The following is a 13801-nucleotide window of genomic DNA, read 5'->3' on the forward strand; positions in this document are numbered from 1 at the left end:
GAGTGTAAATATTAAAGCGCTTACCTGAAAAAGTATATATGATTTGCAATCTGTATATCCCGCAGCAAAAAACCGCAAGTCTCCTGGAAAAGCAGAGCGGCTTGCGGTTTGCACCTGATTTTTTATACATAATATTTAACGTCTGCAGACCTTAACGCTTGAGGCTTTGTCCATTGGTAGCGATCACTTCCTTGTACCAGTGGAAGGATTTTTTGCGGTAACGCTCGAGTGTGCCTGTATTGTCATCATGGCGGTCGACATAAATGAAGCCGTAACGTTTGCTTAGCTGTGCAGTAGAGGCACTTACAAGATCGATACAGCCCCAGGTGGTGTAGCCCATGACATCGATTCCGTCCTCGATAGCTTCGCTGACCTGAACGAGGTGATCATTTAGATACTGGATACGGTAATCATCATTTACAGTCGGCACGCCGTCTTCACCTGTGATCAGCTCATCCTTGGCGCCAAGTCCATTTTCAACGATAAACAGCGGCTTCTGGTAACGGTCATAAAACATATTCAGCACATAACGCAGGCCCTGAGGGTCAATCTGCCAGCCCCATTCACTGGCCTCAAGATACGGATTTGCCACACCGCTGAACAGATTGCCTTCATTTGCTGTGCGTTTGGAATCGTCTGCCGTCTCACACATGCTCACATAATAGCTGAAGGAGATGAAGTCTACAGTGTGCTTCAGGATGTCTTCGTCACCAGGCTCCATATGAATTTCAATGCCGCGTTCTCTGAAGAAGCGTTTCATGTATCCAGGGTAAGTTCCTCTGGCATGGACATCGGCAAAAAAGTAGTTCAAATGCTCGGACTCCATCGCCGCAATCACGTCATCGGGATTCGGAGTGAGCGGATAAGTCGGCATGCTGAGCACCATACAGCCTATTTTAAAATCCGGATGAATCTCATGTCCGATCTTGACCGCCAGAGCACTGGCCACAAACTCATGGTGAACCGCCTGGTACAGATCCTGTTTGCTGAGCTGATCCTTAGGGGTATAAATCCCGCCGCTCATGAACGGTTCATGCAGAATGGAGTTGATCTCATTGAAAGTCAGCCAGTATTTGACCTTATCCTTATATCTTGTGAACAGTGTTCTGGCATAACGCTCATAGAAGCCGACCAGCTCACGGTTAACCCAGCCGTTATAATGCTTGGACAAATGCAGCGGTGTTTCATAGTGGGAAATGGTTACGAGCGGCTCAATCCCGTATTTATGGCATTCGTCGAACAGGTCGTCATAGAACTGCAGGCCTTTTTCATTCGGCTCCAGCTCGTCTCCTTTCGGAAAAATCCGCGACCAGGCAATAGAGGTACGGAAGACTTTGAAGCCCATTTCGGCGAAGAGCCTGATATCTTCTTTGTACCGGTGGTAAAAATCAATCCCGACCAGCTTCATATTATCTTCCGTCGGCACCTCTGTAACCGGACCTTTAATGCCTTGCGGAGCAACGTCCTGGGTGGACCAGCCTTTGCCGTCTTCATTATATGCACCTTCACACTGGTTAGCCGCTACTGCGCCGCCCCACATGAAGCCTTCAGGAAACTTAATGGTCATCATGGATCCCGCCTTTTTATAGTTGTTGGATGATTTATGGTAAGCTAGTATCATGTCCTGTAACTGAATGCTAAATGCTGAAACGCGTTACATGTCAAGTATTTTCTAAGAATTAGGGAGAGCAGCATGTCAAATCTTGATCAGATCGCCAAGCTGTCGGGGTTTTCAAAGGCAACGGTATCCAGAGTACTGAATCATTCCCCGCATGTGAGCAGGGCGACAAGAGATAAAATCACAGCCATTATGAAAGAACTGGATTATGTACCAAACGGGAATGCCGTTTCATTGTCCACGGGACAGACCCTGCAGATCGGCATGGTGACAGAGGGCATTAACGCAGTGATGCTGCCTTTTTTGAACAGCTTTGTGGAAACGGCCAGCCGGAACGGCTACCAGACCATCATCTATACCTCAGGCGGAGATCCCGGGAAGGAGCTGCAGGCCTTTGAGGATTTGCGCAGAAAAAGAGTCGACGCACTCGTCATCAGCACCTGCGTGAATGATCAGGAGCTGCTGGGCTCATATACAAAGTACGGTCCTATTGTCTCCTGGCAGCGGATAGAGCATTCACAGATCGCTACGGTTGCCATGAATCAATATGACGGTTACCTGCTGGCACTGGAGCATGTCATTGCACAAGGGCGTAAGCGGATTGCCAATGCCTTCGGCAGGGAGCGCAGCATTAATACCTTGAGCCGGGTACAAGCTTATCAGGATACGATTTCAAAATATAACCTGCAGGACGGGCCGGGGTGGTCGAAGAGAGGAGTTTTTTCAATCCGTGACGGAGAACAGATGCTCCGTGACATGTGGGCTAGCAGGGAAGAACACCCAGATGCCATACTCTGTGCGAATGATATGGTGGCGGCCGGGGTTCTCAGCGAAGCACGCAGGCAGGGAATTAAAGTTCCGGAGGAGCTGGCTGTCGTCGGTTTTGACAATACGGAGCTGGCACATACTCTGGGGATTACCTCCGTGCATAATCCGATTGAGGCCCAGGCGCGCAATGCTTTTAATCTCCTGCAGGGGAGACTGCACAATACGGGGGCGGATCTGCAGGAGCTGCAGTACTGTCTGGTCTCAAGAGAAACAACCTGAAGAAGAGTCCGCGTGTGGGCAAGCTGTGTGTTCTGTATGTCTGCATAAAATGGTCCGTTGTTGGTCAACGTAATGGTTAGCGTCCGTTGGTTCGGCGCGTAATTATCAGGAGGCGATCAATCATGGCTAAACCGGATAACCGGGCAGATAACGTGGAGCATTTGCAGCAAAGCATCCAGAACACCCAGCAAAACTTGCATGAGGCAGAGGAATATTTGAATGAATTTTCCTCTGAAATCAGCAGCCGCGAGCGGGAAGAAATCGAAGATAAGAACGAACGCCGCAAGCGCAGCATCGAAGGCTTCCGTGCGGAAGTCAAAGACGAAGCGGCTCATTCCCGGGAAAGCTGAGTGACGTTCACCCGGATATAAGGGGTAGTTGGTTTCTGGCAGAGACTTAGGAGACATGATGTCGATGTCACTAAGTCTCTCTCTTTTTAAATATCAGGTTAAGATTTGCAGCAACTATAAGTTTTAATCCTTGATTTTAGTGATTTTTTGGACTGACACTTGAGCTGGAAATGAATCATTACTTGCTGTAAAGGATACTTCAATTACTTCACCTTTTTTATATTAATCCTCTGAAATGTACTGTTTTTTTTGCAGCATGGACTTTTCCCCTTAGAATATAAATTACGACCCCGCTATAACGTTCTTTATTTACTTTATAATACCGGCTTTACGGTCTTAATAACCTTATAATCAGACTATACAACAAGCATAACACGTGTTATATTAACCCTGAGGTGCTTTTATGGGCAAAAAAAGAGTGACCAGCCACGATGTGGCGAAGCTGGCCGGGGTATCCCGGAGCGTAGTATCTGCTGTGCTGAACAATACTCCGGGAATCGGAGTCAGCGTGGAGACACGCGAAACGGTGCTGGCGGCGATCCAGGAGCTTAATTATCATGTGGATGCCCAGGCGCGCAGCATGAAGACAGGCCGCAGCATGACACTTGCAGCTTACGGCGACACCCGCCATCCGCTGTTCATGCGGCTGCTTGAGGGGATGCAGCGGGAATGTGAGGCAAGAGGCTATCATATTCTGCTCTGCTCCCCGGGACACAGGCAAACCGGTGAAGGGCGGGATGAGCTGCTGGGCCTGTACCATCAGCGGAAGATTGACGGTATTGTTACCCTGGACAGCACGAGCTACCGCAATGAAGAATGGGCGGCCAAAGTTAAAGAATCCGGCGTACCTTATGTCTCCGTGGAGGGCTACGCCGGGACCGGAGGCATCTTTTCTGTGCTCGCCGATTACAAGGGCAGTGTAGAAATGGCGCTGGACTATTTGTATGCTGGAAAGACATCCATTACTGAAGCTCCGGTATATGCTGATGTGTTTCATCACTCAACAGCAGGGCAGGCAATCTGGGCAGAAGAGAACCGCAAAAATGCATATACAGAATGGTGTCTGAAGCATGGGATGCAGCCTGTAATCTCACGTCATGAAGAAAGAGAAGGGCGGGTAGATTGGCTCGAATGGCTGAGGGATCTGCAAAGTGACGGAGGCACGCTGCCCCCTGTACTGGTTAACTGGTCCAGTGCTGTGCCGGATTTATACCGGGCAGCTCACCGGTTAGGCCTGCGCATAGGTGATCAGCTGCGGATTATGGCTGCGGACAACACCATTCAGGGACACCGCCTGAGTCTGCCTTCCTTGAGCTGTGTAGAAATCCCCTATGTTGGCATGGGTGAAGAGGCTGTACGCTGTGTACTCAACCAGCTGGAGCAGGGTCCGGGAACGGAAAGGCCGGCCAAGCTGTGGCTGCCGGCGATTCTGCGGCCGGGGGAAAGCGCGTAATTGAAGCAGCTGAAGAAGAAATGCAGTTTATGGGTTTGTTAGATTATAAGATGTGCCAAATGCTTGAGGTTCGGCAGAAGTCAGAAACGGCATGCCCCGCAAGGAGCAGCCGCTTCTTTTTTACCATATAACACGTGTTATATTAAGGAGGAGAAATGAATGTTTTGGACTGAGGAGAAGCTGGGCGCACGTATTAAAGAACTGGAAGTATATCGTTACCGGGAAGCTATCCGTCTTGAAGAGTGGCAGGGCTGGGAGGATGCCGAAGGTGCTAACGGGGAGTATCCGCAGTTGGGGGAGGGCGGTAAGGCTTACCGTCTGGGAGATTACTGGACTGGGCGTGACGCTTATTTATGGCTGCACCATAAAATTCTGATTCCTGCGGACTGGCAGGGCAGAAAGATTGTCGGACGTTTTGACTTTGGCCGGACCGGGGGCGGTAATAACAGCGGATTCGAGTCTCTGCTGTTCCTGAACGGCAAGCCGTACCAGGGTGTGGACTCCAACCACCAGGAAGTCTTTCTGGAGGAGGAGACAGCCGGACAGACGGTGGACTTCACATTCCGTCTTTGGTCCGGACTGGAGGGCGGCGGCCTGCCGGTCCCTCAGGAGCACCGGCTGAAAGTAGCAGAGCTGGCCTGTCTGGATGAGGCTGCTGACGATCTCTATTACACCGGGCGCGCTGTCCTCGGAGTCAGTAAGCAGCTGCCGGAGAATCAGCCGCTGAAGCAGGAGCTGCTGACAGCACTCAATCAGGCATTTAACCAGCTGGACTGGTCGAAGCCCGGCAGCGCTGTTTTTTATGCTTCTGTAGCCGAGGCTGACGAGCTTTTGCGTTCCCGCCTCGGTGAAATGAAGCAGGAGCATCCTGTAACCGTTACCGCAGTCGGGCACACACATATTGATGTGGCCTGGCTGTGGCGGCTGACCCACACGAGGGAAAAATCAGCCCGTTCCTTCTCCACAGTGCTGCGGCTGATGAAGCAGTTCCCGGAATATATTTTTCTGCAGACCCAGCCGCAGCTGTATGAGTATATTAAGCACGATTATCCGGAAATCTACGCTGAAATCGCAGAACGTGTAGAAGAGGGCCGATGGGAAGCCGGCGGTGCAATGTGGCTCGAAGCGGACTGCAACCTGACCAGCGGGGAGTCACTTGTCCGCCAGATTTTGTACGGCACCAAGTTCTTCCGTGACGAGTTTGGCGTGGAATGCAAATATCTGTGGCTGCCGGATGTGTTCGGCTACAGCTGGGCACTGCCGCAGATTTTGCGGAAATCAGGGATTGATACCTTTATGACGACCAAAATCAGCTGGAGCCAGTTCAACCGGCTGCCGCATGATACGTTCCGGTGGAGAGGGATTGACGGCAGCGAGGTGCTGACCCACTTCATAACGACTCCGGAGGGACCTGAATCCAGCGCCTGGTATTATACGTACAATGGCCTGATTGAGCCTTTTTCTGTCCAGGGAATTTGGGACCAGTACAGGGACAAAAATCTGAACCGTGAGCTGCTGCTGTCCTACGGCTACGGTGACGGCGGCGGCGGGGTCAACCGGGAGATGCTTGAAATGCGCCGCCGTCTGGACAGTATCCCGGGGGTGCCTAACGTGAAGACAGGGCGGGCTGATGAATATTTTGAACGGTTAAACGAGAGGATCAGCCGCACGGATGAATATGTCCACACCTGGGACGGGGAGCTGTATCTGGAATATCACAGGGGGACTTATACGAGCCAGGCCTACAACAAACGGATGAACCGGAAGCTGGAGCTGCTGTACCGTGAAGCCGAATGGCTCCAGGTGCTGCTGGCCGCTGAGTCCGGGGGCTTTACACAATATCCGGCGCAGGAGCTGTACGAAGGCTGGAAAATCATCCTGCGCAACCAGTTCCATGATATTATTCCGGGCTCCTCTATCCGGGAGGTGTATGAGGATGCACGGAACGAATATGCGGAAGCGGAGCGGCTGGGCTTACAGGCTGCGGATGCTGCTGTTGCTGGACTTGTTAGTGCCGCCGGCGGCGGTGAGGATACAAAAGAATACACAGTATTCAACGGGGCTTCTTTTAACCGGGCAGGATTGGTATCTGTGGCCTGCAGGGATCAGGCAGCGAAGGAATGGAGAGACAGCAGCGGGGCAGTTCTTCCATCCCAGCGAATGGGGGAAGAGTGGCTTATTGAAGTGCCTCCGGTTCCGATGATGGGGACGGCAGGAATTACAGCTGCAGCTGCAGAAACAAACGGGCAGGCTGTTCCGTTTACTTGGCAGGATTCGGTACTGGCCACACCTTTTTATATACTCGAATGGAATGAATCCGGACAACTCACACGTATTTATGATCATTCCGCAGAGCGTGAGGTATTGGCAGAAGGTGAGCGCGGCAACGTCTTCCAGGTTTTTGAGGATAAACCGAAGATGTTCGATGCCTGGGATATTGATCTGTTTTATCAGGAGAAAATGCGCGAAATAACAGATCTTCAATCCGTGGAGCTGATTGCATGCGGTCCTTTGGCTGCGGTACTGGAGTTCACATGGCGGTATATGGATTCCACGATCATTCAAAAGATAAAGGTATACGCCGCAAGCCGCCGGATTGATTTTGAGACCCGGGCCGACTGGCATGAACAGCATCAGCTGCTGAAGACAGCTTTTCCAGTGGCAGTGAGATCAACGGAAGCTACCTATGATATCCAGTTCGGGAATGTAAAACGTCCTACGCACTGGAATACCAGCTGGGATTATGCGCGGTTTGAGAGCGTCGGTCACCAGTGGGCGGATTTATCGGAGCGCGGATATGGGGTGAGCCTGCTTAACGACTGCAAATACGGCTACGATATCAAGGATAATGTCATGCGTTTATCGCTGATCAAATCCGCAACTGCACCGGACTGGAATGCCGATCAGGGAGAACATCTGTTTACTTACGCCCTGCTGCCGCATATTGGAGATTGGGTCGCCGGAGGTACTGTCGAGGAAGCCTGGGCACTTAATAATCCCCTCCGTGCGGTACAGGGCAAAACCTCCGGTAATGAAGGCAAATCACTGATTACGGTTAACCAGTCCAATATCGCCATAGATGCGGTCAAATTGTCTGAACAGGGAGACGGCTTCATCGTCCGGCTGCATGAATTCACGGGAAGCCGCAGCACAGTCAGTCTGGGCAGTCATTATAACCTGGATTCCTGGCAGCTGTGCGATATGATGGAGCGTCCGCTGGAAGAAGCCCGTCAGGGGAGAGAGTGTAGTCATGAATTTAAACCGTATGAAATCTGCACTTTTTTGGTTAAATTCACCAGTCAACAATAAAGGGAGGCAGGATTATGCCGCTGGGTAGACGGACGGAACGGCTGCTTCATGAGCTGAAGAATCTTTTTATAGTGGAAAGTCTTGAAATCAGGGATTGGTCGCTGCAAAGGGCGTTCTATGCAGATGAAGATGAATATGAGTTTGCAGAAGGCACGGAGACGGTATCGCCGGGTCACCTGCAGAGCAGGATCAGGGAAACCCTGTTTCTGAAAAAGACCCTGGACATTCCGGAGATCTGGCGCGGCAAAGCAACGGGTATTATGTTCAAGGCGGGAGGTGAAGGGCTGCTGTCCGTCAACGGTGTCCCTTACCATGGACTGGATAAGAACCGGAGCTATATTCCGCTGTCCGCCGGGCTGGCTGCATCGGCTACGCTTGATCTGCATGTCGAGCTGTATCATGTGCCGCCGCTTCCGGTAGACCCGCTCAACGGGCAGGTGGATCATGTTCCGCCGCCGGTTGATTTTCAGGATGCCAGGCTGGTGATCCTTAACAAGCGGGCAGAAAGCCTTTATTTCACAGTGAAGCTCTGCCATGATACAGCGATTCTGCTCCCCGCAGGTGGCATCGAACGCAGCCGTCTGGAAACGGCACTCGAAGCAGCCCTTGCGTTCCTGAGCGGTCAGGATGCTGCCGGAAGGCCGTTTTTGGCTGATGAAGCAAGGCTTGTGGAAGCAGAGGAGCGGCTGACAGCTGATCTGAATGCATCCAGAGCAGGCCAGCCGCCAGGTATTGCGGGCACCATGCACATGGTTGGGCAGTCGCACATTGATCTGGCCTGGCTGTGGCCGCTTAAGGAAACGGTCCGCAAGGCCAGCCGTACTTTTTCTACCGTAATCACGCTGATGGAGCAGTATGAGCATTACCGTTATTCACAGAGCCAGCCTCAGCTGTACGATTATGTGAAGCGGCATGATCCGGAGCTGTACGCCAGCATTAAGAAACGGATTGCGGAAGGACGCTGGGAGCTGGTCGGCGGGATGTGGGTGGAGCCGGATCTCAACATTCCTTCAGGTGAATCCCTGGTGAGGCAGCTGCTGTACGGGCGGGCCTTCTATGACCGGGAATTCGGCAAAAACTCACGGGTAGAGTGGCTCCCGGATACCTTTGGATACTGCGCCTCGCTGCCGCAGCTGCTGAAGAAGTCCGGTGTGGACTATTTCATGACTACCAAAATGAACTGGAACGATACGAACAGGTTCCCTTATGATCTTTTTTACTGGCAGGGGATTGACGGCACCAAGGTGCTGTCCTATCTGAATCACGGTCTGAATGAGGATACGGCTCCGGCCGATGTGTCTGAACACTGGAACAGCTTCCGGCAGAAAAAAGTCCATCCCGAGCAAATGCTGCTGTACGGTTACGGGGACGGGGGCGGCGGTGTTACGCGTGAAATGCTGGAGACTGTGGAACGATCCGGCAGCCTGCCGGGACTGCCGGGCAGCCGGTTCAGCACTGCGCATGAGTTCTTTGACGGAATCAGGGACGCTGCGCCGCCGCTTCCGGTCTGGTCGGGAGATATGTATCTGGAGCTGCATAGAGGAACCTATACAACCCACGGGCAGAATAAGCGGTGGAACCGGAAAGCCGAAGCGCTCTACCGGGAGACGGAAATCTGGAACACGCTGTCGTATCTCTCAGGTGCTGCGGAACTTGCAGAATGCGCGAGTACACAGCACGGAGAGCTGCAGGAAGGCTGGAACCTGCTGCTGCTGAACCAGTTCCATGACATCATACCGGGAACTTCCATTCCGGAGGTATATGTTAAGTCGAAGTCACATTACGAAGAAATATTCGGGCGCGGAGAACGGGTGCGTGCTGCTGTATTGAACCGTCTTGAAAAGTCCATAGATACCCAAGGTGAGGGCATACCGGTCATTCTGTTCAACAGCCTGTCCTGGGAGCGCCGGGATGCTGCCGCATTGACTGGAGGCAAAGAGCTTACAGGCCTGCTTCCTTATGATGATCAAGGGGTTCTTTTGCCTTCCGATCTGCTTCCGTACAAGGACGGTTACGCCATGTATATCTCTGCAGGTACTGTGCCTTCAATGGGATACCGGACCGTATGGCTGAGGCCTGAACCATCCGCCGGTTCATGCAGCCATGCGGGTGGCCAGGCAGCGGGGACCTTGGAACAGGCTGAAGAGCGCGCTTTGCCCGTTTCCGTACCGGAGCAATGGGAGACCGCTCATTACCGGCTTGCCTTCGATACTGAAGGACGCATTGTATCCTGGCTGGATAAGAGCTGCGGGCGTGAGCTGGTTGAAGCGGGCGGAGCAGCCAATCATCTGCAGCTGTTCCACGACCGTCCGACGGTCTGGGATGCCTGGGATATCGATCCGCATTTCGGGGAGCAGCCGGCTGCGGAAGCCGTACTGCTCTCAAGCGAGGTTCTGCTCCAGGGCCAGACCCGGGATGTGCTGCGGATGTCCTGGCAGCTGAATCACTCTTTGATCGAGCAGCAGATTATTTTCCACCGGGATTCACGGCGTGTCGATTTTGAGACCCGGGTGGACTGGCGCGAGGAACATAAGCTGCTCAAGGCTGCTTTTCCTGTACAAATTCTATCATCCAAGGCTGTCTACGAGATTCCGTTTGGCAGCATCGAACGGCCGACTCATACGAATACAAGCTGGGAACAGGCGCAGTTGGAGGTATGCGGACACCGCTGGGCCGATCTGTCTGAGGGAGGGTATGGCGTCAGCCTGCTGAACGACTGCAAATACGGCTATGACATCAAAGGAAATACACTGCGCCTGTCACTGCTCCGTGCTCCCCGCTGGCCGGATTCCTCTACTGATATAGGGATTCATGAGTTTACGTATTCGCTTTTGCCTCATCAGGGGGACTGGCGGGAGGGAGGCGTTGTACGGGAAGGCTTTGTGCTCAACCAGCCGCTGTATGCGCATATTGCAGAGGCACATGACGGAGTCATGCCGTCCAGCCGTTCCCTGCTGGAATTGAAGGGCAATCATACGATCATTGATGCGCTGAAAATGGCGGAGGACGCAAGCGGAGCTGTAATCCGCATGTATGAATCCGGCGGCGGACGGGAGAATGTGCTCCTGACCCTGCCCGGAAATTCACAGGTTCCTGATGGCAGGTTCACCGTAGAGGAGACGAATCTGATGGAGCAGCCGGAAGCTGCTCAGGGTATTGAAGTGGAGGAAGAGGGGATTTCCCGGACCTTTACGCCTTACGAAGTGGTTACTTTAAGGGTAGGCCAGGAATAAGCATTTTGCGATTGGAAAATACCGTTATGACAACAGGAGCGTCCTGCAGGCCGAACATCGGCTGCTTGGGCGCTCCTTTTTCGTATTGGTGATCTGTGAAAAGTGGATAGATTTATCCACCCGGATTGTAGATTCATGGGATACGTAAAAAATCCCGGCCTTGCTACAATACAAGTAGGTTCAGAAGAATATGCGTACGAATTCTAAATCAGGGGAGTGCATAAAGGATGAGAAGAACAGGACGTTCACTGATCGGTTCGCTGGTAACGGCTTTTGCCCTGGCCGGAACACTGGCAGGCTGCAGCGGAGGGAACAATGGGAATAACGGGAACACGAGCGCCGGCAGCCCGGCAGCCGATCCCACCGCAGCCGCTACCGCCAAGCCGGCCGAAGTGCAGAAGGTTAATTTCTCGATTGTGTCCGCAAGACCCGGAGATGAAGCTTTCTATAAAGAACAAATGGATTTGTTCATGAAAGACAATCCCGACGTAAAAGTCACCGTCATCGCCAATCCGACCGAGCAGTATAACAATGCGCTTCAGCTGTCTTTTGCCGCAAACGAGGGTCCGGACTTGTTCTTTATCGAAGGCGGCCAGCCGCAGGCGCGTACGGTCTATGACAATCACTGGGTGGAGCCGCTGGACAGCTATATGGACGACGACTTTCTCGCCCGGTTTCCCGAAGGCGCTTTCAGCCGCACCAGCCAGACCCGGGTGAACGGGGAGGTCATCGGGATTCCGGTGCGGGACCCGCGTTTTGACAAGGTGAGACCGCTCTATTACAACGCGGATATCCTGGAGCAATACGGCTTCAGCGAGCCGCCAAAGACGCACAGCGAGTTCACAGCAATGGCAACGAAGATAACCCAGGAGGGGAAAGGCAAGGTCTACGGCTTTGCGATGATGGGCAAGGCGCCGGCGGTGTTCGGGCTGACGGTTTCCGGCCTCGGCTCGGGACTGGAGGGCGGCGTGATCGGTTATGAAGGCAACACGATCATCAATCTGCTGAGCGGGCAGTTCTCCTCCAAGTCGGCGACACCGGTCGTTGAGATGCTGCGGCAGCTGAATGCGCAGAAGATTGTGGCACCGGGCTGGGAGAACTGGGATACGGCGCAGATGCACCAGCAGTTCGCCGCCGGCCGGGTAGCGATGTTCATCGGGGCCGCCTGGCAGGCGGAGGAAATCCGCAAGCTGAACGAGGGGATTGATATGGGCATTGCAGCAGCCCCTGTACCGGATGACGGACGCAAAGGCTACCGGGATACACCGACGATTGCCGAGCCGCGGTATGCCATGAGCGCACAGTCCGAAGTAAAAGAAGCCGCGTGGAAAGTGCTTAACTTCCTGGGCTCCGTGGAGTTTGAGCGGGCGAATTATGAATATGCCAAGGAGCTGGTCGTCATGCCGGAAGCGATGGAAGGGATCGAAATGTCGCCCGATATGCAGGCGATTGTGAAGGTGATGGATGAGACGATCCGCATGACCCCGGCGATCAATACGAAGAACCAGAACTATGACCAGTTCTCGAAGAATATCAGCGACGCCATGCCGAAGCCGAAGATTCAGGAGGTCTTCCTGAAGGCCGTCATGGAGAATGCAGACCCTGTGCCGCTAGCAGAAAGCTATGACCAGAAGGCGAATGCGGTCATCGATGAGCAGATTAAGATTGCCAACGAGGGGGGCATTGCGTTTACCCGTGAAGATATGAAATATCCCGACTGGGACCCGATGCAGGATTACATTGTGGAGTAGCACTGCTGATACAGGCAGCTGAAAGGCTATAGAAATAGTACAGGAGTGATGCAGATGACCTACGGTACCAAGCCGCAAATGGCGATGCCCGGCGGACACAGAGAGCTTTCCAAAAGATCCGAGCTGTTCAAACAGATCAAAAAGCACCGTTTTCATTATCTTTTTGTTCTTCCTATGCTGGTATTCTTCGGCGCCTTCACCGTATGGCCGATGGTTGCGAGCTGGTATTATTCCTTTTTTAACTGGGACGGCATCGGCTGGCCTACGGATTTCATCGGACTGGGCAATTTCGTGGAGGTGGGCTCCGATCCGGGGTTCTGGAATGCTTTTGTGAACACCTTTGCTTTTGCCTTGACCCATGTGCTGATCCAGATGCCGCTCGCGCTGATTGTAGCCGTTATTCTGAACAACCAGTTTCTGGCCGGCAAAAATGTCTACAGGCTGCTGCTGTTTGTTCCGGTCATTTCCACTACGGCAGTTATCGGGGTGATCTTCTCGATCCTGCTTAATCCGCTGGGGGGCGCAATTAATGAGATGCTGATGGGCACGGGCCTGTTGAAGGAGCCGATCAATTTCCTGGGCTCTACCAAAACAGCCCTGCCGACACTCCTTGCGGTCTCTGTCTGGAAAAGCTTCGGTACACCGATGATTTACTGGCTGGCCGGACTGCAGACCATTCCCGGGGAGCTGTATGAAGCGGCCAAAATCGACGGTGCAGGCAAGGTGCAGAGCTTCTTCCGCATTACGATTCCGATGCTGCTCCCGATCGGCCTGGTCATCATGCTGCTTACCTTTATCAACAACCTCGATCCGTTTGATCTGGTCCGGACCATGACAGAAGGCGGGCCGGTCAAAGCAACCGATGTGGTACAGACGTACATTTTCCGGTATGCATTTGAGCCTGAGAGCGGTTCCTCGCGGTACGGCTTTGCGTCGGCTGCTGGCATTCTGTTCAGTCTGGCGGTCCTTGTATTTGTTATCATTCAGGCGCTGGTGGGCAAAGCGGTCCGCAAGCCCGGCCCGAAAGGAGAGTGAGTCCG

Annotated in this window: 8 protein-coding genes; 7 read left to right on the forward strand and 1 reads right to left on the reverse strand. The window is 53.1% G+C overall.

Going from position 1 to position 13801, the window contains the following annotated elements:
• Positions 1-151: 151 nt before the first annotated feature.
• Positions 152-1567 (reverse strand): glycoside hydrolase family 1 protein, encoded by a 1416-nt coding sequence (locus tag C2I18_RS26510; RefSeq protein ID WP_249902259.1) that lies wholly within the window; start codon positions 1565-1567, stop codon positions 152-154.
• A gap of 126 nt (positions 1568-1693) precedes the next feature.
• On the opposite strand from C2I18_RS26510, the gene C2I18_RS26515 reads away from it, so the two are divergent.
• The 7 genes from C2I18_RS26515 to C2I18_RS26545 all read left to right on the forward strand — a co-directional run bounded on the left by C2I18_RS26515 (position 1694) and on the right by C2I18_RS26545 (position 13796).
• Positions 1694-2665, forward strand: coding sequence for a LacI family DNA-binding transcriptional regulator (locus C2I18_RS26515; protein ID WP_249898689.1), 972 nt, complete (start codon positions 1694-1696; stop codon positions 2663-2665).
• A gap of 122 nt (positions 2666-2787) precedes the next feature.
• The gene (gene tlp, locus C2I18_RS26520; protein ID WP_249898690.1) at positions 2788-3015 is read left to right on the forward strand and encodes a small acid-soluble spore protein Tlp; all 228 of its coding nucleotides are present in this window, start codon (positions 2788-2790) and stop codon (positions 3013-3015) included.
• A gap of 403 nt (positions 3016-3418) precedes the next feature.
• The gene (locus C2I18_RS26525) at positions 3419-4468 is read left to right on the forward strand and encodes a LacI family DNA-binding transcriptional regulator (RefSeq protein ID WP_249898691.1); all 1050 of its coding nucleotides are present in this window, start codon (positions 3419-3421) and stop codon (positions 4466-4468) included.
• A 159-nt stretch (positions 4469-4627) separates the two neighbouring features.
• Entirely contained in the window at positions 4628-7777 is a 3150-nt protein-coding gene (locus C2I18_RS26530) for an alpha-mannosidase (protein ID WP_249898692.1), read from the forward strand.
• Positions 7778-7791: 14 nt separating this feature from the next.
• Positions 7792-11010, forward strand: coding sequence for an alpha-mannosidase (locus C2I18_RS26535; RefSeq protein WP_249898693.1), 3219 nt, complete (start codon positions 7792-7794; stop codon positions 11008-11010).
• A 227-nt stretch (positions 11011-11237) separates the two neighbouring features.
• Positions 11238-12761: an ABC transporter substrate-binding protein gene (locus tag C2I18_RS26540; RefSeq protein ID WP_249898694.1), complete on the forward strand. Its 1524-nt coding sequence runs from the start codon at positions 11238-11240 to the stop codon at positions 12759-12761.
• Positions 12762-12815: 54 nt separating this feature from the next.
• Positions 12816-13796: a carbohydrate ABC transporter permease gene (locus tag C2I18_RS26545; RefSeq protein ID WP_249898695.1), complete on the forward strand. Its 981-nt coding sequence runs from the start codon at positions 12816-12818 to the stop codon at positions 13794-13796.
• The last annotated feature ends 5 nt before the right edge of the window (positions 13797-13801 follow it).

It is taken from the genome of Paenibacillus sp. PK3_47, assembly GCF_023520895.1.
Classification (GTDB): domain Bacteria; phylum Bacillota; class Bacilli; order Paenibacillales; family Paenibacillaceae; genus Paenibacillus_AQ.